The organism is Neisseria sp. Marseille-Q1983, from assembly GCF_018224585.1.
Lineage (GTDB): Bacteria > Pseudomonadota > Gammaproteobacteria > Burkholderiales > Neisseriaceae > Neisseria > Neisseria polysaccharea.
On record NZ_JAGTUI010000009.1, the window covers coordinates 36,499 to 60,996 of the forward strand.

Genomic DNA, 24,498 nt, shown 5'->3' on the forward strand with positions numbered 1-24,498 from the left:
TAAAAACGTTTTTATTTCTCTCCGTTTTTTCGACACTATTCCGAAACGCAGCCTGAAAAATGCCGTCTGAAAGGCTTCAGACGGCATTTTGTTGCAAATCAAATCCTACCTGATGTCATCGTCCGAGCGTTGCAACAGGTTCGCTCCCCGTCAGCAGATATTGTATCGTCTCGCGGACGGTGCGGATGGCATTGCCGAAGGGAAGAGGGTCTTTACCTCTGAAGAACAGGCCTTTATCTACTTCTCCACGGAATGCGGCGGCAAGCTGGATATCAATGCAGAATTGTCCGGCTTTGGAAAGCCCGTCGCGCAGGCCGCAACTGGTCAGGCAGTTTAAACCTTGGGTACAGCGGCGCGGGTCAGCTTTGGCGTTTGCCTGAAGTTTGCTTTCACGCTTGATGTAGCTGTCTAGGAATTTGGTGCGGACACCGCGCGCCGGCAAACCGGCAACAGACATAAATTCGACTACTTTTTCGGTTTCCGCACCGGCGAGCGTTTTTTTGAAGTTAAGGTGTGCATCTCCTTCTTCGGTAACGGCAAAAGCCGTACCGATTTGAACGGCAGAGGCTCCCCAGTTCTTTAGGGCGGTTTTGACTTTTTCAAAATTTGCCATGCCTCCCGCAAGAATAAGCGGGATTTTTTCGCTTTCCAGCCCTAAACTTTTGAAAACTTCAAACGTTTCCTCAATCACGCGTTTGAAGTCGAATTTAGCATCGTTTACGCCTTCAACGGTTGATGCACCCAAATGTCCGGCCGCGTGGGCAGGATGTTCGACTACAATCGCATCGGGCAATATGCCTTTTTTCATCCAACGTTTCAAGACGATATTAATACCGCGCGATTCGGATAGAATTGGCAGCAGGGCAACATCTTTATGATAGCCCTCGGTCATTTCCGGCAGGTCCAAAGGCAGACCGGCACCCATCACGACCGCATCCGCCCCTGATTCGCAAGCCTGGCGGACATACGCGGCGTGGTCTTTGACCGCCTTCATCACGTTGACCGCAATCAGCCCTTTTCCCTCTGAAGCACTCTTGGCTTTTTGGATTTCCCTGTCTAATGCGGTACAGTTCAAAGACGTATATTTCTCTTCACTCGGATTGATTTGGGATTCGGCGAGCAGGTCTTCGTGAAGGTGGCGCAAATCCACACTGGCAATCGTTCCGATACCGTTTTCACGCGCCACCGCGCTGGATAAACCCGATGCGGAAACACCGACCCCCATACCGCCCTGTACGATGGGGATAAGGGATTTTCCACGAATAATCAAAGGGTCAAAAATATTCTGCATCAGTTTCTCCGAGTATACGAATCAGTCAGGCTCATGAAAAATGGTTCTAACTGTTTTAGAACCATTGCTCAAATTTGGTATTATACTCTAAATATTACGGTGGTAAACAGAAAAGCAGCCGGGGATTCGGGCTTATGCCGTTATGCCTGTTTCAATCGGGAAAGAAAATATTATAGTGGATTAAATTTAAATCAGGACAAGGCGACGAAGCCGCAGACAGTACAAATAGTACGGCAAGGCGAGGCAACGCCGTACTGGTTTAAAGTTAATCCACTATAAATTTGATGATGGCATAAAAAAGCCTAGTCAGTTGCTGTCAAAGGGGATTGTTAAGAAAAGTAATGCCACGTTGATGGGGTGCAATATATCAGGCGTTTCAATCGGGTAAAATGTTGGATGGACACCGCATCCGGTTATGGGATATCGGTTTGCACGGCAAAGGTTTGAATATGATTCGATTACGTCTGAGATTCTGATGAAGGGGGTAGGTAAAGATGATGATAAAATATACAAGTATAAAAGATATCGTTGAATATGGATTAGATGCTATTTCTGATAAGGAAAAAATAACAATGAACCTGAAAGACTTTCTATACATTAGACGAGTTTTAGAGGAATATATGCGTTATCTACATAATCCTGATCATTATCCCGATATAGAAGCAATTCAAAATTTTTTAGGTGATGCTTCTTCGGGAGGCGGATTTGAATGTTTAAGCACAGCTATTTATAACAAAGTATATAAAGTTGATTTGCCGGCGAAGATTGAGAAAATGATTGATGATGGTTTATTTGAACACCCTCTATATCCCAGTTACTATAAGAAAAATGAATAAGCAATAATTGGATAGTATTGAAATTGTAGAAAATATAAATTTATGTGGATACGTAAATTCGAAGTTGTAGGAAAGGATAAAAAGTGAAAATAGTGCTTGTTAAATTTTAACTATGGTAACGAGTTGCCGAGGCAATAAAAAATCCCCGAGGGATAATCTCGGGGATTTGGAATTTGGCACGCCCACGGGGAATCGAACCCCGGTTACCGCCGTGAAAGGGCGATGTCCTAACCGCTAGACGATGGGCGCATATTGTATTTTCTTACTGGCGCACCCGGAGCGATTCGAACGCCCGACCCTCTGGTTCGTAGCCAGATACTCTATCCAACTGAGCTACGGGTGCGCTGCAAGAAAGATTTGAATTTTAGGGTAATCATCGGATTCTGTCAATTGTTTTGTTGGATGAAATGCCTTAAAAGTGTAAAATATCGGTTTATTGTTTGAATTTAAAGAGAATAAAATGATTGTTGCTTCTCGCTGGCCCTTGCTGGAAAAGGCGTTTTTACGGTTTGGAATGCCTGTTGCCGTGGTTGATTTGGAATCGACGGGCGGCAATCTGTATGAAGACAGGGTAACCGAAGTGGCTTTGCTCAAGTTTGAGCAGGGAAGGGCGGAGAGGTATGAATGGCTGGTCAATCCTCAAAAACCGATTCCGAAGTTTGTGGCGGAGCTGACGGGGATTTCAGACGGCATGGTTGCCGACGCGCCTGTTTTTGCAGAGATTGCCGGCGAGTTGTTTTCGGTATTGAAGGGTTGTGTGCTGGTTGCGCATAACAGCCGTTTCGACTATACGTTTCTAAAGCATGAGTTTCATCGTGCGGGTATCGGATTTTCATCGCCTGCTTTGTGCAGTGTGCAACTGTCCCGGTGTCTGTATCCGCAATTTTACAAGCACAGCCTGGACAGCATCATCGAAAGGTTGGGGATTGTTGTGGAAGACAGGCATCGTGCGATGGCGGATGTATCGGCATTGTGTGATTATTTGGAATGCAGCCTGTCGGAACATGGGGTTGAGGCATGGATCAGGCAGTGTTTCCGTTTGATGAATCCGAAACCGCTGCCTGCCACGCTGCCCGAACGGTTGAGGGAACAGTTGTACGGTTTGCCTGACGGTATGGGGGTGCTTGCCTGTTTCGACGGCGGGGGAGCAATAAATTATATCGGTACGTTTGAACGGGTATATAGCGAGGTTTCGGCTTTATTGGATTCCGGAAAAGCCCCGTTTGATTGGTGCAATACGGAGGAGGTTCGGTTTTTTCCCGCATTGGGCAGGCTGCATGTACATAAGGTTAAAGCGGAATTGGTCGGGCATTATGGGGCGGATTGTTACGTATCTGCCAAAAATCTGCTGAAAACATTTACGACGGTCAGGTTTGAAAAAGGTTCAGACGGCATCTTGAAGGCAAAAACAGCGGCTTTGAAAAACGGTGTGGCGGATAATCCGCCTACCGGATTATTTGCCAATAAAAAGGCGGCGAGACGGGCTTTGTCGTCGTGGGCGGAAACATACGGATTGTGTCCTGCCGCAGCCGGTATCCTTCCGGACGGTTATGCAGAGGATGAGCCTTGCCCCGTATATGTTTCAGGCCGATGCGATAAGGCGTGCGGCCGTTCTGACGAACAGGTTTTGGCGTTTGCACACAAACTGCCTGTTTTGGATTGGGGCAAAATGCACGAAGTGGAAATTACCGAAACCGATCCGCTGACGGGGAAAACGGTCGTTCTGCACGGAATGGGCGGCGCATTGGAAATGGATGATGGGCTTTGGTATTTCGATAAAGATTTGCCGGATGTGTTTAAGGCGAAATTTAAAACGGACAGGAAAAATATTAAGGAAATCGGTTAAATCGATACCGGTTGGTGAAAGCCGGTAAGTATGTAAACAGCCGTTCGTATTGATTGCCTAATCGGTTTGGGTTGGAATGTGTTGCCGTTTGCAGGTAATGTGTCCGAAGATGCCGTCTGAATTTTTTCAGACGGCATTTTTGCCGACGCGGTTTTCGTGCCGTGTCGGTTTGCCCGTCCATCCGAAGGCATCGGACAAGCAGGGTGGTTTTTAGAAGCCGTTTTCCATCATGATTTGACCGGGAATGCGGTTACGGTGCATGGCGTAACCCATGTCGAGCAGCGTTTGGAAAGTGTCTTTGACCATTTCCGGGTTGCCGCAAATCATAAACCGTGTGGATTCCGGGGTGAACTTGGTATGCAGTGCCTGTTCGATGCTGCCGTTTTTTAAGAGTTCGGGAATGCGTTTGCCGCCCAATCCGTCGGAATTGGCGGCACGGGTGGTAACAGGGACGAAACGGAACGAGTGTCCGTATTCGCCTACCAGGGGATGTTCGGACAATGCGGCGAGCCGGTCGTTGAAAATCAATTCTTCGGGAAAAGATACGGAATGTATCAGGTTGACGGTATCGAAACGCTGCCGGATTTCGGGTTGTTCGAGAATGGAAAGGAAGGGGGCGATGCCGGAGCCGGTGCAGAGCATCACCAAATCCTTGCCGTCGGGGAAGCGTTCGGGCAGGAGGAAGCCGGTGGCATTTTTATCGAGCAGGATGGTGTCGCCCTGTTGCATTTTGGCGAAACGGACCGACATAGGGCCGTCTTGGATGAGTACGGCAAAATATTCGAGCGTGTCGGCATATTCTGCGGAAACGATGGAGTAGGCACGCCAAATAAAGCCTTCCCCTTCGTAGAAACCGAGTCGGGAGAACTGTCCGGCTTTAAAACGGTAGGATTTGGGACGGCTGATGGCGAAAGTGATGAGTTTCGGCGTGTGGTGTTTGACCCACAAAATCTTTTCTTCGGTGAATTTTGCTTCGGGCGAGGCTGCCATGTTGTTGTCCTTGAGTGTGTTTGTCGGGATTATAGCCAATTTGGGTGTTTTTTTTCTACCTTACTCTGCTGGATTTTATGAAAAAATTAGATTTGACCGTTTTTATAATCATACTTTTTGGAACACTACCGAAAATAGATTACCGCCTAGGCAGTAATGACGACGGATAGTTTTACAAAAGTTTCGGCCTACAGTTTATAGGTTTATAATAATAAAAATATCTATCAAAAGAATGTAATTTTTCTTTTTTTAAAAGTTGCATCTTGCCATTCTTGTAATCACATTTGTAATATTCAACATTTTTCAAATCCGAATCAAATAGATATTGAGGTAAAACATTCCCTTCTCTGTCTAGTTCTATTAATTCCTCAAAAACTATCTTACCTTTATAATAAAAAACAATTTTTTGGAAATCTGAATTGATTATATACAGTTTTACATAATCCCAATTAAAATTCGTTATATCACTAATTAAGAATTCTTTTTTATTATAATTAAAACTTATTTTGCTTATTACATTCTTTTCAAATATAAAAAAAATAACAATAGTGATTAATAAAGAAAATATATAAAGTATATTTTTATTCATCTTTTATCTTCTCCATTGTCTGGCTGAAACTTGTGCTCTGATTTGTTTTCTCCTCTGCTGAATTTTAAATCCAGCACCAGTATTATCTAAGTGAATCAATGTATTGCTTGTATTTTGGTAATATTTTTCCAGATAATCTTTTTCTTACGATATCATAATTTCCATTACTGTTTCTTTCTGCTTGATAAAAACCATTATTTTTATAAGTTTCCAAAATTAATCCAGCCAACTCTTTTGTATTTAACCTGTTAGTATATTTGGAATTTGCCCGATGCCGGCAGTAGAATATCCCTTTTATCCTCAGCAGAGCCGATGTCTTCACGCAAAATCATCCACATCGACATGGACGCATTCTACGCATCGGTAGAGCTGCGCGAACAGCCGCATTTGAAAGGGCGGCCGGTGGTCGTCGCGTGGGAGGGCGCGCGTTCGGTGATTTGCGCCGCATCGTATGAGGCACGGCAGTTCGGGCTGCATTCCGCGATGTCGGTGGCAACGGCGAAAAGGCTGTGTCCGCAAGCGGTGTATGTGCCGCCGCATTTCGACTTGTACCGTCAGGTTTCCGCGCAGATTCATGCCGTATTCAGGCGTTATACCGATTTAATCGAACCCCTGTCGCTGGACGAAGCCTATCTTGACGTTACCCGTAATTTCAAAAACATCCCTTACGCCAGCGAAGTTGCCAAAGAAATCCGTGCCGCCATTTTTGCGGAAACGGGTTTGACCGCATCAGCAGGCATCGCGCCGAACAAATTTCTGGCGAAAATTGCGTCGGACTGGCGCAAGCCAAACGGGCAGTTTGTGTTGCCGCCGCACAAAGTCATGGCATTTTTGGAAACCCTGCCTTTGGGCAAAATCCCCGGAGTGGGCAAGGTAACGCTGAAAAAAATGCAGTCGCTGGGTATGCAGACGGCGGGCGACTTGCGCCGTTTCGAGCGTGGCGAGCTCTTAAACCATTTCGGACGCTACGGCTACCGCCTCTATGATTTGGCGCGCGGTACGGACGAACGCCCCGTCAAAGCCGAACGCGAACGTCTCCAAATCTCCACAGAAATCACCCTGCCCGAAGACCTGCCGCTCGAGCAGGCTGCCGGACACTTGCCCCATCTTGCCGAAGACTTGTGGCGGCAAATCACGCGTAAAAACGTCGAAGCCCAAAGTGTAACGCTCAAGCTGAAGACCTACGATTTCCGCATCATCACGCGCACGCTGACTTATTCCTCCGTATTGCCCGACTGCACAGCTCTGCTGCAGGCTGCGCAAATGTTGATGGCGCGCGTCCCGCCGCAGACGGAAGACGCGTTCCGCCTCATCGGTATCGGTGTCGGCCGCCTTGTGCCGAAAAACCAACAGCAGGGCTTGTGGGCGTAAACCGATTTACCACGCCGTCGAAAAAAAACATGCCGTCTGAACGGTTTTCAGACGGCATGGCTGCTTTATAGTGGGTTAACAAAAATCAGGACAAGGCGACGAAGCCGCAGACAGTACAAATAGTACGAAACCGATTCACTTGGTGCTTCAGCACCTTAGAGAATCGTTCTCTTTGAGCTAAGGCGAGGCAACGCCGTACTGGTTTTTGTTAATCCACTATACTTAGTATTTTTTTATATCTATCTTTTAGATATTCACTTTTTGTTTCACTATATTTCAAACTGAAGTATTGAATCAATTCTGACTTATACATCATAGGTACAAAGTAAATGTATTCTTCGACCAAGTTAGTAAAGTATTCCGCAGAAGTCTTTTTAGGAGAGAGTTTAGGTATACTCATAAAATAGGCCCATTTATTCGGGAATTCCTCAAACATTTTCATCTTAGGGAGATGAAATGCTACAAAAAGAGCTACTCCCTTTCTTTGAATATTCGCTAACATAAGGCGATATATTTCCTCACTCTCAGGAAGCTCATACCTCCACATCATCATTCCAAGAGCAGATACTATACAGCGATTGATTTTACTGTTTTCCGCATACTTATTTGCTATTTGCACCAAAACACCCGCAAATTGAACATCTCTAAAAAGCTCCGTATAATAAGAAGACATTTCTTGCCTAGGCTGTTTCTCAAAATCAACAAGAAGCTTTTCGATCTCTTCGCTTGTTTGAGTTTCCCAATTCTCAATATGATGCTTCAGTTCGATTATTTTATTAACTCGAAGCTTAGTTTTGCTGTTCATATTTCTAGTGAGTATTATTTATCAAGTGAGTATTATTTATCATATGTCCTTTGGAGTCAACTTCTGCTGTTTTTCCCTGACTCATTTTTAACTCAATGTCATCTTTAGATATAAAAGTTCTTCCATCTTTGACATTGTTGGGGTCATATGAATGATAGAAGCCACCATCATTTCTTCTCTTATTCATCTGACTCTTATTCAGTTGATTGTGATACAAAGAAGACCCCTCCATATCTCGAGCTGCAAATTGTCTCCGGCTTCGTTTCCCTATCTTGGTTTAATCCGACGGATTGCCTTTTTTCATGCTGTCGAGCCTTCCGATTATATCGGCAAGGTTGCGTCTGCCTTCTTCCTTGCTGACAATCGGCTCGCCGCCTTTGCGCCCCAGGATTTTCAAATCTTCCTGCGGCATTTCGTCTATGAATCGGCTGGGTTCGGGGAACTGCCATGTGCCTTGTTTTTTGCGTTTGACGCAGTGGGTCAGTGTGAGTTGGCGTTTGGCGCGGGTGATGCCGACGTACATCAGGCGGCGTTCTTCTTCGACGTTGCCCTCTTCGATACTGTCGTTGTGCGGCAAAACGCCTTCTTCGCAACCGACAAGGAAAACATACGGATACTCCAAACCTTTGGCGGCGTGTAGCGTGGATAGCGAGACGGCATCGGTTTCTTCTTCGTCTTTTCCTTCCAAAAGCGTCATCAAGGCGACGGTTTGGGCGAGTTCGATGATGTTTTTGCCGTCTTCCCCGCCTTTTCGCGCAAACCATGATACCAAATCGCCGACGTTGCGCCATTTGATTTCGCCGGCCTTGCCTTCTTCGTTTTGCATCAAATGGTTTTCATAGTCGATTTCTTCGAGCAGGCTGTTGATGAACTCGCCTGCTTCGCCGGTTTCCGCTTTGGCGCGGTAGCTGCCGAACATATCCATAAAGGCTTGCAGGTGTTGGCGGTTGGTATTGTTCAGCGTGGCAAGGGCTTCTTCGTTTTGTGCGGCTTCATACAGGCTGCATTCGTGTTCGTGCGCGTAAGTGTTGAGCTTGCCCAGCGTGACATCGCCGATGCCGCGTTTGGGCGTGGTAACGGCACGCAGAAAGGCGGGATCGTCGTTGGGGTTGGCAAGCAGCCGCACATAAGACAACACGTCTTTGATTTCGGCTTTGTCGAAAAAGCTTTGTCCGCCGGAGAGACGGTAGGGGATACGCGCGCCGCGTAATGCTTCTTCGAAAATCCTCGCCTGATGCTTGCCGCGGTATAACACGGCGAAATCGGCATATTGGGTTTTGTCGCCTCCGATGAGTTTTTGTTTGACGATTTGGCTGACGACCCAGTCGGCTTCGTGTTGCTCGTTTTGGCAGGCAACGACTTTGACGGGCTCGCCTTCGCCCAATTTCGACCAAAGTTTTTTGGTAAACAGCTTGGGGTTGTTTTCGATGACTTTGTTGGCGATTTTGAGAATCCGCGCGGTGGAGCGGTAGTTTTGCTCCAGTTTGATGACTTTCATCTGCGGATAGTCTTCCTGCATTTTGCGCAGGTTTTCCATGTTTGCGCCGCGCCATGCGTAGATGGACTGGTCGTCGTCGCCGACGGCGGTAAACATACCTTCCGCGCCGGTCAAGAGCTTCATCAACGTAAATTGGCAGGTATTGGTGTCTTGACATTCGTCAACCAGCAGATAACGCAGCCGCCGCTGCCATTTGTTGCGCACTTCGCTGTTTTGCTGCAACAGCACGGCAGGCAGGCGGATTAAGTCGTCGAAGTCCACTGCCTGATAGCTTTGTAAGGTTTCCTGATAGCTCGCATACACGCGTGCGGTTTGTTGTTCCCACGCATTAGAGGCTGTCTGAACGACATCTTCAGGCGTTTTTAAATCGTTTTTCCAAAGGGAAATTTGATGTTGCGCTTTGAATGTGGCTTCTTTGCCCGTGCCGCCCAAAAGTTCGCCGATGATTTTGGCGCTGTCGGTGGAATCGAGGATGGAGAAGTTTTTTTTGTAACCGATATGGTTTGCCTCTTCGCGCAGAATCTTCATGCCCAAAGAGTGGAACGTGCAAATCGTCAGCCCGCGCGTTTGCGATTTGGGCAGCATTTTGGCGACGCGCTCCTGCATTTCCGCAGCGGCTTTGTTGGTAAAGGTAATTGCGGCAACGGTATGCGGCAGATAGCCGACGTTGACAATCAAGTGATTGATTTTTTGAGTAATCACGCCGGTTTTGCCGCTGCCTGCGCCGGCGAGGACGAGCAGGGGGCCGCCGAGGTAGCGGACGGCTTCGAGCTGTTGGGGATTGAGTTTCATCATGTCTTGATGCCGTCTGAAATCAGTCTGCGCCGCTTTCGAGGCAGTCGAGTGCCGCACGGAGGGCGGATACGCCGATTTGCCCCGGCGCGGAGCTTTGCGTTCCTGAACCGAATGTGATGCTTGAGCCGAACACCTGTCCGGCAAGCCGGCTGACCGCCCCCGTCTGCCCCATCGACATCGTAACAATCGGTTTGGCGGCAAGCTGTTTCGCTTTGAGCGTGGCGGAAAGCAAAGTCAGCACATCTTCCGCGCTTTGCGGCATCACCGCGATTTTGCAGATGTCCGCGCCGCAGTCCTCCATCTGTTTCAGACGGCATACGATTTCTTCTTGCGGCGGCGTGCGGTGAAACTCATGATTGCAGAGCAGGGAGGCGATGCCGTTTTTTTGAGCATCCGCCACGGCGCGCCGGACGGCGGTTTCGCCGGCAAACAGCTCGATATCGATAATGTCGGGCAGGCGGCTTTCGATCAGCGCGTCGAGCAGTTTGAAATAATAATCGTCCGAACACGAGAACGAGCCGCCTTCGCCATGCCGTCTGAACGTAAACAGCAGCGGTTTGTCGGGCAGCGCGTCGCGGACGGTCTGCGTGTGGCGCAATACTTCGCCGATGCTGCCCGCGCATTCCAAAAAGTCGGCGCGGAACTCCGCAATATCGAAGGGCAGGTTTTTGATTTGCTCAAGTACGGCGGAAAGTTCGGCAGCATCGCGGGCGACAAGCGGCACGGCGATTTTGGTGCGTCCGCTTCCGATAACGGTATTTTTGACGGTCAGGCTGGTGTGCATGGCGGTTGTTGCGGCTGAAGGGAACGGTAAAGACGCAATTATAGCAAAGGCACAGGCAATGTTTCAGACGGCATTTCTGTGCGGCCGGCTTGATATGAATCAAGCAGCATCCGCATATCGGAATGCAGACTTGGCACAAGCCCTGTCTTTTCTAGTCAGTCCGCAGTTCTTGCAGTATGATTGCACGACACGCCCTACACGGCATTTGCAGGATACGGCGGCAGACCGCCGGTCGGAAATTTCAGAATCGGAGCAGGCATCATGTTGACCCCCACGCAGCAAGTCGGTTTGATTTTACAGCACCTCAAAACACGCATCTTGGACATCTACACGCCCGAACAGCGCACCGGCATCGAAAAATCCGAAGACTGGCGGCAGTTTTCGCGCCGCATGGATACGCATTTCCCCAAATTGATGAACGAACTCGACAGCGTGTACGGCAACAACGAAGCCCTGCTGCCTATGCTGGAAATGCTGCTGGCGCAGGCATGGCAGAGCTATTCCCAACGCAGCGCGTCCCTGAAAAACATTGACATCGAACGCGAAAACAACCCCGATTGGATTTTGTCCAACAAACAAGTCGGCGGCGTGTGCTACGTCGATTTGTTTGCCGGCGATTTGAAGGGCTTGAAGGCCAAAATCCCTTATTTTCAAGAGCTTGGTTTGACTTATCTGCACCTGATGCCGCTGTTTAAATGCCCTGAAGGCAAAAGCGACGGCGGCTATGCGGTCAGCAGCTACCGCGATGTCAATCCGGCACTGGGCACAATAGACGACTTGCGCGAAGTCATTGCCGCGCTGCACGAAGCCGGTATTTCCGCCGTCGTCGATTTCATCTTCAACCACACCTCCAACGAACACGAATGGGCGCAACGCTGCGCCGCCGGCGACCCGCTTTTCGACAATTTCTACTATATTTTCCCCGACCGCCGGATGCCCGACCAATACGACCGCACCCTGCGCGAAATCTTCCCCGACCAGCATCCCGGCGGCTTCTCGCAACTGGAAGACGGACGCTGGGTGTGGACGACGTTCAATTCCTTCCAATGGGACTTGAATTACAGCAACCCGTGGGTATTCCGCGCAATGGCGGGCGAAATGCTGTTCCTTGCCAACTTGGGCGTTGACATCCTGCGTATGGATGCGGTTGCCTTTATTTGGAAACAAATGGGTACAAGCTGCGAAAACCTGCCGCAGGCGCACGCCCTCATCCGCGCGTTCAATGCCGTTATGCGTATTGCCGCGCCCGCCGTGTTCTTCAAATCCGAAGCCATCGTTCACCCCGACCAAGTCGTCCAATACATCGGGCAGGACGAATGCCAAATCGGTTACAACCCCCTGCAAATGGCATTGTTGTGGAACACACTTGCCACGCGCGAAGTCAACCTGCTCCATCAGGCGCTGACCTACCGCCACAACCTGCCCGAGCATACCGCCTGGGTCAACTACGTCCGCAGCCACGACGACATCGGCTGGACGTTTGCCGATGAAGACGCGGCATATCTGGGCATAAGCGGCTACGACCACCGCCAATTCCTCAACCGCTTCTTCGTCAACCGTTTCGACGGCAGCTTCGCGCGCGGCGTACCCTTCCAATACAACCCCAACACGGGCGACTGCCGCGTCAGCGGTACGTCCGCCGCATTGGCAGGCTTGGCTCAAAATGACCCCCACGCCGTCAGCCGCATCAAACTTTTGTACAGCATCGCATTGAGTACCGGCGGGCTGCCCCTGATTTACCTCGGCGACGAAGTCGGCACGCCCAACGACGACGGCTGGGCGCAAGACAGCAACAAAAGCGACGACAGCCGTTGGGCGCACCGTCCGCGTTATAACGAAGCCCTGTACGCGCAACGCAACGATCCGTCGACCGCAGCCGGGCAAATCTATCAGGGCTTGCGCCATATGATTGCCGTCCGCCAAAGCAATCCGCGCTTCGACGGCGGCAGGCTGGTTACTTTCAACACCAACAACAAACACATCATCGGCTACATCCGCAACAACGCGCTTTTGGCATTCGGTAACTTCAGCGAATATCCGCAAACCGTTACCGCGCATACCCTGCAAGCCATGCCCTTCAAGGCGCACGACCTCATCGGCGGCAAAACTGTCAGCCTGAATCAGGATTTGACGCTTCAGCCCTATCAGGTCATGTGGCTCGAAATCGCCTGACGCACGCTTCCCGAATGCCGTCTGAACCGTTTCAGACGGCATTTGCGCCGAAGCGGACGGTAGTCCCCAAAAGGGAAACATGCGATAATAGCCGCCCATCACATCCCGCGCCGCAGCCCGTGTTGCGCCGCATCCCACATACCGCATTTGTTCCGGAGTAACCCCAATGTCAGACGACAAAAGCAAAGCCCTTGCCGCCGCACTGGCGCAAATCGAAAAAAGTTTCGGCAAAGGCGCCATCATGAAAATGGACGGCAGCCAGCAGGAAGAAAACCTCGAAGTCATTTCCACCGGATCGCTCGGATTAGACCTCGCCCTCGGAGTCGGCGGCCTGCCGCGCGGGCGCATCGTCGAAATCTTCGGCCCCGAATCCTCCGGCAAAACCACCCTCTGCCTCGAAGCCGTCGCCCAATGCCAGAAAAACGGCGGCGTGTGCGCCTTTGTCGATGCCGAACACGCCTTTGATCCCGTTTACGCCCGCAAACTCGGCGTAAAAGTCGAAGAGCTTTACCTGTCCCAGCCCGATACCGGCGAACAGGCTTTGGAAATCTGCGACACACTCGTCCGTTCGGGCGGCATAGATATGGTAGTCGTCGATTCCGTAGCCGCACTCGTCCCCAAAGCCGAAATCGAAGGTGATATGGGCGACAGCCACGTCGGACTGCAGGCGCGCCTGATGAGCCAGGCTTTGCGCAAACTGACCGGACACATCAAAAAAACCAACACGCTGGTTGTGTTCATCAACCAAATCCGGATGAAGATCGGCGTAATGTTCGGCAGCCCCGAAACCACCACCGGCGGCAACGCGCTGAAATTCTATTCTTCCGTCCGCCTCGACATCCGCCGCACCGGATCCATCAAAAAAGGCGAAGAAGTATTGGGCAACGAAACCCGCGTCAAAGTCATCAAAAACAAAGTCGCCCCCCCGTTCCGTCAGGCAGAGTTTGACATCCTCTACGGAGAAGGCATCAGTTGGGAAGGCGAATTGATCGACATCGGCGTGAAAAACGACATCATCAACAAATCCGGCGCGTGGTACAGCTACAACGGCGCAAAAATCGGTCAGGGCAAAGACAACGTCCGCGTCTGGCTGAAGGAAAATCCCGAAGTCGCCAATGAAATCGACGCAAAAATCCGCACCCTCAACGGCGTAGAAATGCACATCACCGAAGGGACGCAGGACGAAACCGACGGCGAACGCCCCGAAGAATAAAACCTGAAATCCCGATAAACGGTACTTCTGCTGCGAAGTACCGTTTTTTTTGAGCCGCCTCCGAACGGCTTGATTCGAGTTTTGGTATTTTTGCCCGACGGGGTGAAAAATACAGTTGCTACGCCTTACCCTGCACACTTGTCCCACGCCATCTAAAACACACATCCGTCCGTTATGCGATACGCTTTTCCCGTTGCGAACCATCGGGCGGGGCAATAAAAATGCCGTCTGAAAGGCTTTCAGACGGCATTTTTCAACGCTTCGGGGTTGTTACCAGATATAGCCCACGCCGACACCGCCGCCGGCTTTGCTTCGGGTATTGACGTTGAGCTGGCCTTTGACCACCCATTTGCCGTTGTCGCTGATGCTGGAGTAGCCGACGGCGAGTGCGCCTGTCGAACCGTATGCGCCCGTTGCGGCGGAAATCATCGATTTTCCGGGCAGGTACGATTGCGGCAAGGCGGCTGCGGCATTCGCACCGGCGGCAACACCTTCCAATTCGCGTTTCAACGCCCTGACCATACCGACGGCCTGATCGGCGATGCCTTTGGTTGCCGCATACAGCTGGCTGCCGTTAATCGCATCGGTTGAAGTGGCAGAAATTTCACCTGCCGCGACGTTTTGGATACGTCTTTCTTCGCCGCTCGCGCCGACAGAAACCGCACCGTGCGCCGTTGCGCCGGCAAAGCCGTTTACCGTACCTGTCGCGCCGGCGGTTGTGGTATTACCCGCCGTGCCGTCGGATTTCAGGTTGCTGCCCGGTTTTTCTGTCGCGGTTGAAGCATTACCGAGATAAACGGAATTTTCTACGGTTTTACCTAAGGCTTGCGGTACTTTTTCCGTTGTCTTATTGCCGTCCTTTCCAATAATTTCTTTTTCTTCAGTCAGCACATTTCCATTTGCATCGCGTTTCGCATTAACACTATTACCCAACACAAAAGTGTTTTTAGAAGTAATACGGTTATCGTTACCGAAAGCGTAGCTGCCGCCGGCTTTATCTTCGATGTAGTTCGGATCGCCGAATGCGCCGGATTTTTCCGCATTCACAACGTTGCCCGTACCAATCGCCACCGTGTTATCGCGCAAGGCTTTTGAGCCGTAGCCGAAGGCAATGGCATTTTCGCCTGCCGCATCGGCTTTCGCGCCGATTGCCGTTGCAAATTTGCCACTTGCGCTGGAATCGATTTCATTGCTTCGTTCGATTCTGCTAGTCGCTTTGCCGTCGTTGGAGTGGAAGAACTTAATCCCCTGTTCATTCATATTGTAGATGGCTTCAACCACCGAATTGGTGATAACTTCTTTTCTGCCTTCCACATTATAAGTGGTCAATAACGGGGTTTTACCGTCTTCGCCCACCACGACGTTGTGATACGTTTTGTTGGTATCGTTCGCGTTTCCGACCGTGCCGACGTTTACCGTTTTACCATCCTTATCTACCGTGATACTCGTGATATTCGGTGTTTTGTTGCCGGTCAATGCGAAAATCTGGCTGCCGTTTACCGCCTGTTTGCTGGTTGGCGAAATATCGCCATTAGCCACATTGTCAATGACCACGCCCTTACCGTTCGATTGATTGTTCGGATCAAGGCTGACAACGTGTTTTTCATCGGTGGAAACTTTATCATTTCTCACCTCGCCTTTGGTTTTATCCGCAGATCCGTCAGCATTGGTGTAATACCACTTGTTGTCTTCTTTCACAACTTTCTTGCCGTCTGAATCCACGTTACCGAGGGTAACTTCTTTGTCCATATCAGTCGAACCGTCAGCTTTCAGTTCATACCATTTAGTTTGACCATTTGCGACAACTTTAGTGATTTTCTTACCGTTTGCATCGGTGTTGTAGATTTGCGTTAAAGGCAATTCCACATCGGTTTTCACAAAGGTTGTGGTTACTTTTTCGCCGTTTGCATCGATGCTTTCCACCGTTGCCGCGCTCACTTTGGTATTTTTACCGTCAGCAAAACGGACTTTATCGTTGGCATTTACGGTTTCCGCCTTATCTTTAGATAATTGCTTGTCTTTTGCACTTTCCGCAAAGGCTTTTTCAGCTTCTGCCGCGTCAGCCAAACCAAGCTCAAAGCCTGATTTCGCAATCGCCTCTGCCACTTGGTTACCTGTTACATAACCGGAACCTTTGTTGTCTGTTGACTTAATATCTGTAGATGAAATTTCCTTATCTAATTTAGGCTTACCGTTTTCATCACGTTCATAGTATTTCCCATCGATAACAACCGCTTCAACAGTAGAATTATCGTTCTTGGTTACACTGACTTTATTGGTTACTTCGCCTTTAGCCAATTCAAAGGTAATTTCACGCGTACCGTTATCCAATGTTTTACCGGACACATTGATACCGTTGCCGCTCTTGAATTTCACTTCGTTCGCATTCCGCACCTGAGCGTGATATTCCTTTGAGCCGCCTGTGGTTTTGTCCGCAGAAATGACCCAGCCCAAGCCGCGCAAATCGCCCACGGTTGCGGCGGTATTGTCGGCAACAGTCGGATTATTATCCGCGCCTTTTTCATCCAAATTGGTTAAGCCGTTATAAGCAGTGTCATTATGCTTTTCAAAATCTGCAATAGTGCCATTTGCCAACGTATGACCATCACCAAATTTCTTCAGTCCGCTCACAACGTTTTTAACCGCTTTATTACCCGCGCTGATGCCGTCTGAACCGATTTTAACCTCGGTATTGGTACCGCCGTTTGTCGGAACAGTAACAGTCAAGCCGTCTTTGGTAATCTTCGTGCTTGCACCGTTTGCACCATTCGCCGTGTCTTTAAACTCCACGCTCTTCACGCCCGTCAATTCATCTTTGAGCGCGTAAGTGAAGTTTGTGCCCTCTTGTTTGATTTTCAGATTATCGCCGGCTTTCAAAGTTACTTTATCGCCCGACTTCACTAAAGTATCGTTGGATGTGCCTTCAGTTGCTCCCGTGCCGTCAGTGCCGGTGCCGACTTTCCAACCCAGTTTGTTCAGGCTCTCAACCAGTTTTCCAGCCTCAACCAAACCGTTAGTAGAATTTGTACCATTCAGGATAGTAGCCTTACCGTCTGCGCCAACCTGAACAGAACCCTCTTTCGGCGTAAAGGTAACCGTGTCGCCGTCCGCACTAATTTTCAACAACTCGCGGTCTGCGGATTTAAATTTAAAATTCAAACCATTACTTAAAGTTTGAGTTGCCTTGCCGTCGTCGGTATCTGCACCGCCATTGGCATAAGCATTGCTCGCGCTTAAGGTAATCTTCTTGTCTTGCAAGGCTTTCAACTGCTTAAAGCTGACCGCATCGGTATCTTCCGTGCCGTCCGCAACATTGGTGATTTTCACCGGACCTGCACCGTTTGCCGATACCAATTTCACTTTGGTTTTCGCCAGCTTGTCGGTGTCGACTGTTTTAGCCATATCCGCCGAACCGTCATCTTTGGCTTCGTAATACTTATTGCCCACTTTCACAACGGTTTTGTCGTCTTCCGTAACATATTGGACCGGCAAACCCGTTACATCCACACGGACGGTTGTCTTTTTGTGATTTGCATCGGTTGTAACGGTTACATTTGCGTTTGCGCCGCTGGCAAATTCAACAGTGTCGTAAGTCGAAACAAAATCAACATTCTCAACAGCACCACCTACAGTCTTAGCACCTTTAATATTCCAACCTGCACGCAACACATCTTCGATACTTGCTGCATTGGATTTTTTCGCTGCATCCACATTTAAATCAACGTGTGAAGACTTCGCTCCTGCACTTGGTTCAGTTAAAGTTGTTGCAATACCTTTCAAATAAACATTCTTAGAACCTGTAGCGTCGGCAATTGCATTCTCAAAGTTCAAACCACCTGCAGTGCTAGTGATATTCACTTTTGGTGTTGCAGCACCGCCATCTGTAGGTATATTACCGCCAATCGTTAAGGTATCACTCACTTTCGCAGTTTTCACATCAAGGTCTTTTGCCAAAGCGAAGGTTACATCTTTACCATCACGTTTAACCTTTAAGTTTTTACCCGCTTTTAAGGTTAAAGTGTCGCCTGCTTTAAGGGCTTGGTCTGCATTATCAGCTTGCTGATTGTCCTCAATTTCATCTTCTGTGCTTTCCACTTTTACAAAGGTTGCCGCACTGTTGATAGCGTTCGCAACGTCGCCGACAGTCGCCACTTTTTTCTTGTCAGCGTCGGTTGGTTGCCCGCCATTTGCAGCAGCATCTGAAGCCTTAACAACCACTTTACCGCGATTAGTATCCGCAGTTTGACCTTGCGTAGGCGCATTAGTGTTTACGTCAGCAAAGCTACCTTTGGCAACAGACGCACCATTAGCATCCACAGTCAATAAGTTGTCAGCACCATCTTTAGCTTTCACTTTAATCTTGCCGTCGGTATCTTTCTTAAGACCGTCGCCAACTTTGGTTTCTGCCACATCAATGGTAATGGTATGTTTGCCGTTGTCAGATTTGGAAGTAACCTTCGCACCGCCTTTGCCTTCAAACAACACTTCATCCGCCTGTTTGACTTGTTGGCTTTTCTCGTCTGTCGTACCGTTTTTGCTAGACAATACCCAGCCCAATTTACGCAAATCGCCTACGGTTGCCGCCGTATTATCAGAAACTAACGGCTGTTTATTCGTACCTGTTTTTTCATTCAGGTTTAATAAACCTTTATAAGCCTCTTCAACGTGTCTATTTAAATCAGTTATAGAGTTATTCTTAAGATTAAAATTCTCATCATCATAAGTTTTTAAACCACTTGTAACATTCTTAACGGTTTTACCGCCGACGCTAATACCGTCTTTGGTTACGCTGATGGTGTTTGCGTTAGGCGCACTTGTGCCGCCCGCACCATTAGCTGCTGGAGTGATAGTTAAGCCTTCGTTGGTAATTTTGGTGCTTGCACCGTTTGCACCATTTTGCGGCGTGCTTAATTCAATATCTTTCAAGCCGGTTAAGCTGTCTTTCAGCGAATAAGTAAAGTTTGCATTATCTTGTTTCACTTTCAAGTTCTTGCCTGCTTTAAAGGTTACTTTGTCGCCTGCTTTGACTTCTTGCTCACTTGCATTTCCATCCAGTTCGCCATCAGTATCTTTACCAGCCGTAGCAGTCCAGCTTAGGCTGTTTAAGGCAGTTACCAAATCGCCCGCTTTAACAAGTTTTTTCTTCTCGTCATCAGAAGCAAGCTCTTTAACTTTACCTTTCGGTTTAGCTGTATCAGTACCATCATTCACAGTAAGCGTGGTCGTGTCTGCAACGATTTTATCGCCATCGCCAATCTTCAAACCGTCGCCAACTTTCGCTTCGTATTTAACAGTAATGCCATCAGTACCATTTTTAGTTACGGTCGCAGTTGTACCCTTACCATCAGCAAAGGTTACATTTGTGCCTGATGTAACGGTTTCAAAGCCATCTTGATCAGCCTGACCATTGGCAGCGGTTGTTTTAATTCTCCAACCAGCTTTGTTTACTGCGTCAATCACAGTTTTCGCAGTAACCAAGCCTTTGCCTTCGTCTTTTCCGTCAGCTTCAGTAACAGTTACACCATTATGGTTAGCATTTTTCAACTCTTTGCCTGTAAACAGTTTGCCGTTGTGGTCTTTGATAACAGAAGTTTTCGCACCGATTTTAACGTCGGCACCTTTGCCCTTATCCTTCTGTGTTACAGTTACTGTCGTTGTTCCTTGACCATCATCAGTAAAGTTTACTGTGTCATACGTCGCCACATAATCAACATTATTGCCATTGCCTTTAATATTCCAACCTGCACGCAACACATCTTCGATACTTGCTGCATTGGATTTTTTCGCTGCATCCACATTTAAATCAACGTGCGAAGACTTCGCTCCTGCACTTGGCTCAGTTAAAGTCGTCGCAATACCATTTAAATAAATTCTCGTATCAGGCGCACCACTTCCTGCTACAGGTGTTCCATTTTCTTTTGCAAAGGTCAAACCGTCAGCCGTACTGGTTACATTAACTTTGTTCGTATCTTTACCAATCGACAACTTATCGCTCACGGTCGCGGTTTTCACATCAAGGTTTTTCGCCAAGTCAAAAGTAATTTCTTTTCCACTACGTTTAACTTTCAGGTTTTTACCTGCCTTAAAGGTCAAGGTATCGCCTGCTTTGAGGGCTTCTGCGGTATTATCTGCCCCATTGGCTGCTGCATCTTCAATATCTTCAGTAGTGTTTTCTACTTTTACGAAACTTTCTGCTTTGTTAATAGCATCGGCAACATCCTTCACTGTTGCCACGTCCTTATCGGTAGCAGCATCAGTTCCATTTGCACCTTTCGCTTTTACTTGACCTTTCTTGTCGCCATTGGCTGTGGTGCTTACAACTTCAAGCTTGCCTTTGGCAACAGACGCACCTTTCGTTGCATCAACAGTTAAAACATTGTTTCCATCTGTGTTGTCCACTTTCAGCTTAATCTTGCCGTCAGTGGTTTTCTCGATGCCGTCTGAAGCCTCGATTTTGGTTTCTGCAACATCAATCGTTACGGTATGTTTGCCGTTTTCGGTTTTTGCGGACACGGTGGCTTTGCCTGTGCCTTTGAACTCGACTTCTTCGGCGTTTTTCACGGCGGCGTGGAATGCCGTATCGGTTGTGCCTGCGCCATTCGTGGTTTTATCAGCCGAAAGCACCCAGCCGAGTTTACGCAAATCGCCTACGGTTGCGGCTGTGGTGTCGGCTACGGACGTGCCTGTGCCTGCCGCTCCGGTATTCGGTTGGCTCAAGTCAATCAGTCCGTTTTTGGCGGTGGCAACGGGATTGCCTGCTTGTCCTGCCGCATTGGCTTGATTGTCCCAGTAGGTTTTCAAACCGCTTGCAACGTTGGTAATGGCTTTATTACCTGCGCTGATGCCGTCTGAACCGATTTTGACTTCGGTAGCCGTACCGCCATTTGCCGGGGTGGTAGAAACAGTTAAACCATTTTCAGTAATTTTGGTCGTGGTTTTGCCGTTTCCAGCCGTACCCAAAGCAATACTTGTCAAACCCGTAAGTTCGTCTTTCAGCGAATAAGTAAAGTCTTTTCCAGACTGTTTCACTTTCAAGTTTTTGCCTGCTTTGAAGGTTACGGTTTCGCCTGCTTTGACCTCTTGGTCAGTCCCACCCTCTGCTTTGCCATCAGTATCCGCTTCAGCTTTTGCTTTCCAGCTTAATTTGTTTAACGCATCAACTAAATCGTCTGCATTAACCAGTTTTTTCCCATTGCCATTGGTTGCGTCAGGGGCAGTAACTTTACCGTCTGTTACAGTAAGCTTGGTCGTGTCTGCAACGATTTTTTGGCTATCCAGCTTCAAACCATCGCCAACACTTGCAACAACTTTTCCGCCTTCAACTTTCAAGCCGTCGCCGGTGGTTACATCGTATTTGACGTTGATTTTAGTCTCGCCATTTTCGGTTACTTTGCTTACGGTTGCCGTGGTCGCATTGCCGTTTTTGAAGTTCACGCTCGTGCCGGATGTAACGGTTTCAGCAGTGCCCGCATTCACGGCGGTTGCACCGGTTTCGGCAGTCGTACCCTCGCCGCTTACCCTCCAACCGCTTTTGTTCACGGCATCAATCACGGCTTTTGCAGTAACCAAGCCGGTGCCGGTGTCTTTGCCATCATCTTCACTAACGGTTGCACCATTATTCGCATCTTTCAGGTCTTTGCCTGTAAACAGTTTGCCGTTATGCTCTTTGATAACAGAGGTTTTCGGTGTGAATTTTACTTCGGTTGTTTTACCGTTCTCTTTAGCCGTCAATACAACATCAAGCGTGTTTTTATCGCCTGTAATAAACTCAACATTGTCGTAACCTGCCACTAAATCAACATTCTCGGTATTACCGCCTGCAACTTTAGCCCCTTTAATGTTCCAACCTGCATTTAAAACATCTTTCAAGGTAGCCGCTCTCGTTTTTTCAAGCTCACTAGGCGAGAAGGTTACTGAAGTTGATGAACCTGTATTTGTAGTTACATCAGGCAAGGTTGAAGCCAAACCGTTCAAATGAACCGCAGTATCTCCGTTAGTACCTTTTGATAACTTCAAGCCGTTTGTATCGCTGGTAATATCAACCTTATCCGCATCTTTACCGATGGACAGCTTATTGCTCACGGTCGCGGTTTTTGCCTCGATGTCTTTTGCTAAATCAAAGGTAACGGATTTTCCATCACGTTTAACCCTTAAATTTTTAGCTGCTTTAAAGGTCAAAGTATCGCCTGCTTTGAGCGCGTCATTTTGACCATCATCCGTTGGCTTATCATCAATCGTGGCAGTGTCGTCATTTTCCACTTTTACAAAGGTTGCAGCTTCATTAATCGCTTTGGCGACATCAACCACTGTGGCGACTCTTTTCTTGTCGTCTTCGGTTGCATTTGCAAGGTCTGCTACATTTTTTACAGTTACCTTACCGCGATTATCGCCATTAGCTTGCCCTGCCTCGGTTGTTACGTCATTAAACTCCCCTTTTCTAACAGTAACAGCGCCTTCGTCACCTGAGACTAATAAGTTTGTTATACCTCTCTCATCTAGTATGTTTAACTTAAGCTTGCCATCACCATTGTTTACTGTAAGACTCCCATCAGTTTTTACATCATACTTAACAGTGATATTTCCACTTTCATCTTTAGTTACATTTGCCTTCGTGCTATTGCCGTCGGCAAAGGTTACATTTGTGCCTGATGTAACGGTTTCAAAGTTGCCCCCGGGTTGACCTGTTTGATTGTTGTCAGTTGTTTTCACCCTCCAGCCGCTTTTGTTCACAGCGTCAATTACAGTTTTTGCAGTAACTAAGCCTTTGCCCTCATCGCCTTTGCCAGTAACCAACTTACCGTCTTCTTCAGTGATAACAGAGGTTTTCGCACCGATTTTAACTTCAGTTCTCTTGCCGTTGTCTTTGCTTTCCACATTAACAGTCGTTGTTTCCGTATCTGCGCTCAAGAACTCGACTGTGTCGTAAGTGCGGACGAAATCAACGTTATCGGAAGCTGTTGTACCAGGTTTAACGCCTTTAATGTTCCAGCCTGCGTTTAATACGTCTTTGACGCTTGCCGCACGTTTTTTCTCGTCATCGGTAACGTTGTCGTTGGTTACGTTTGTGGTCGAGCCGGTATTCAGCAGCGTATCGGTCAAAGTCGAACCGATACCGTTCAGATGAACCGTGGTGTCGCCGTTTGCACCGGTCGTTTCTTTCGCGAAATTCAAGCCTTTGGTGTCGCTTGCGATATTGACTTTATCGCCGTTTTCGCCAATTGATAATTTTTTGGTTGCAACACCGGTTAAGCCTGAGAGGTCTTTTTTCAGCGAGTAGGTAAAGTCTTTGCCGCTTTGTTTGATTTTCAGGTTGTCGCCTGCTTTGAGGGTAACTTTGTCGTTTGCTTTGATTTCTTGTTCGGCAGGTGTGGTGTTTGCCGAATCGGTTTCGCCCGAGCCTTCTGCGGCGGCGATGATTTTCCAAGAGCCGCCTTTGTTTGCGCCTTGGGTTTGGGCGGCTTTGATGGTAACGGTGTGTTTTGTTCCCGTGCTTGTCGTGGTTACTTCAACGCCGTCGCCTTTAAATTCTACTTCGTCGCCGCTTTTGACGGTCGAGGTCGTGCCGTTGCCGGCTGCGGCAGTACCGTTGGTGGTTTTAAGCCGCCAGCCTAAGCCGTTTAATGTGGTTGCCAGATTGCCGGCGTTGACGAGTTTTTTGTCGTCGCCCTTGGTGCTATCAGGGGTGGTTACTTTGCCGTTGTTAACGGTAAGGTCAACGGTATCGGCAACGAGTTTGTTGTCGTCGTCGTTGATTTTTAATCCATCGCCGGTGTTTACGCTAAATTTAGCCGAACGTCCCTCTTGGTCAATGGTAATCCCGCCGTTTTCGCGGAGGTAGAGGTAGCTGCTTTTCAGCTTGGCTTTACCCGTCGAGCTTTCAGACGCTTCCACTGAAATTGTTCTCTTTCCTTGTTCGTCATCATCACCATTTAGAAAGCCTCCATCTTTTATTTTTCCATCTTTATCAGTAACAAGTAAGCCAAACTTGTAATTAGAATTATTATTTTCATCTTCAGTTACATAAGGATCATCAAAAGAGGGATTGTTAGGGTCAAACTCTGTAGGTACCTCACCAGGCTCCGATCCAGTCGTACTCGCCTGAGCCGCTGCGGACAGCAGCGTCGCCAATACGGCGGTCGCCACGGTTGCGGAGGCGCGTTTGGTGTGGTTGCGTGTGAGCTCGGATACGACGACCCAGGCATTGAGGGCACTATTCCAAATGATGCGGTATATTTTGTTCATTTTGTTTTTTCTTTCTGTTTGTTTGAATGGGTAAAAGGGGTTGGGGGGGGCGGATGGTGCGGCATC

At 48.5% G+C, this 24,498-nt stretch carries 11 protein-coding genes, 2 tRNA genes and 1 pseudogene; 6 read left to right on the forward strand and 8 right to left on the reverse strand.

Annotated elements, in window-relative coordinates; genetic code table 11:
- Positions 1-115 precede the first annotated feature (115 nt).
- Positions 116-1,291 (reverse strand): NAD(P)H-dependent flavin oxidoreductase, encoded by a 1,176-nt coding sequence (locus KEM39_RS03375; RefSeq protein ID WP_013448810.1) that lies wholly within the window; start codon positions 1,289-1,291, stop codon positions 116-118.
- A gap of 129 nt (positions 1,292-1,420) precedes the next feature.
- Between KEM39_RS03375 and KEM39_RS03380 the strand changes: the two are divergent.
- Both KEM39_RS03380 and KEM39_RS03385 read left to right on the forward strand, forming a co-directional pair.
- A pseudogene (locus KEM39_RS03380) lies at positions 1,421-1,567 on the forward strand (IS5/IS1182 family transposase); the annotation flags it as partial.
- Between the two features lie 218 nt (positions 1,568-1,785).
- A complete protein-coding gene (locus KEM39_RS03385; protein WP_025456992.1) occupies positions 1,786-2,127 on the forward strand; it encodes a hypothetical protein in 342 nt (113 codons plus the stop codon).
- A gap of 174 nt (positions 2,128-2,301) precedes the next feature.
- Here KEM39_RS03385 and KEM39_RS03390 read toward each other — a convergent pair.
- Positions 2,302-2,376, reverse strand: a tRNA-Glu gene (locus KEM39_RS03390).
- Between the two features lie 17 nt (positions 2,377-2,393).
- Positions 2,394-2,470, reverse strand: a tRNA-Arg gene (locus KEM39_RS03395).
- A 117-nt stretch (positions 2,471-2,587) separates the two neighbouring features.
- Between KEM39_RS03395 and KEM39_RS03400 the strand changes: the two genes are divergently transcribed.
- A complete protein-coding gene (locus tag KEM39_RS03400) occupies positions 2,588-3,973 on the forward strand; it encodes a 3'-5' exonuclease (RefSeq protein ID WP_211709585.1) in 1,386 nt (461 codons plus the stop codon).
- Between the two features lie 210 nt (positions 3,974-4,183).
- On the opposite strand, the gene KEM39_RS03405 is transcribed toward KEM39_RS03400, so the two are convergent.
- Entirely contained in the window at positions 4,184-4,963 is a 780-nt protein-coding gene (locus KEM39_RS03405) for a ferredoxin--NADP reductase (RefSeq protein ID WP_118997236.1), read from the reverse strand.
- A 901-nt stretch (positions 4,964-5,864) separates the two neighbouring features.
- Here KEM39_RS03405 and dinB point away from each other — a divergent pair.
- Positions 5,865-6,923, forward strand: coding sequence for a DNA polymerase IV (gene dinB / locus KEM39_RS03410; protein ID WP_118997234.1), 1,059 nt, complete (start codon positions 5,865-5,867; stop codon positions 6,921-6,923).
- A gap of 208 nt (positions 6,924-7,131) precedes the next feature.
- Here the strand turns inward: dinB and KEM39_RS03415 are convergent, their stop codons facing one another.
- The 3 genes from KEM39_RS03415 to aroD all read right to left on the reverse strand — a co-directional run bounded on the left by KEM39_RS03415 (position 7,132) and on the right by aroD (position 10,805).
- The gene (locus KEM39_RS03415; RefSeq protein WP_118997233.1) at positions 7,132-7,728 is read right to left on the reverse strand and encodes a hypothetical protein; all 597 of its coding nucleotides are present in this window, start codon (positions 7,726-7,728) and stop codon (positions 7,132-7,134) included.
- Positions 7,729-8,005: 277 nt separating this feature from the next.
- Positions 8,006-10,021 carry a DNA helicase Rep gene (gene rep / locus KEM39_RS03420; protein ID WP_211709586.1) on the reverse strand — a complete coding sequence of 672 codons (2,016 nt, stop codon included), beginning with the start codon at positions 10,019-10,021 and terminating at the stop codon, positions 8,006-8,008.
- A gap of 19 nt (positions 10,022-10,040) precedes the next feature.
- Positions 10,041-10,805: a type I 3-dehydroquinate dehydratase gene (aroD, locus tag KEM39_RS03425; RefSeq protein WP_211709587.1), complete on the reverse strand. Its 765-nt coding sequence runs from the start codon at positions 10,803-10,805 to the stop codon at positions 10,041-10,043.
- A 261-nt stretch (positions 10,806-11,066) separates the two neighbouring features.
- Between aroD and KEM39_RS03430 the strand changes: the two genes are divergently transcribed.
- Together KEM39_RS03430 and recA are read left to right on the forward strand one after the other, a co-directional pair.
- Positions 11,067-12,977: an alpha-amylase family protein gene (locus tag KEM39_RS03430; RefSeq protein WP_211709589.1), complete on the forward strand. Its 1,911-nt coding sequence runs from the start codon at positions 11,067-11,069 to the stop codon at positions 12,975-12,977.
- A 166-nt stretch (positions 12,978-13,143) separates the two neighbouring features.
- A complete protein-coding gene (gene recA / locus KEM39_RS03435; RefSeq protein WP_211709590.1) occupies positions 13,144-14,190 on the forward strand; it encodes a recombinase RecA in 1,047 nt (348 codons plus the stop codon).
- 270 nt (positions 14,191-14,460) lie between these two features.
- Here recA and KEM39_RS03440 read toward each other — a convergent pair whose 3' ends face one another.
- Positions 14,461-24,432, reverse strand: coding sequence for a Hia/Hsf adhesin N-terminal domain-containing protein (locus tag KEM39_RS03440; protein WP_211709591.1), 9,972 nt, complete (start codon positions 24,430-24,432; stop codon positions 14,461-14,463).
- Positions 24,433-24,498 lie beyond the last annotated feature (66 nt).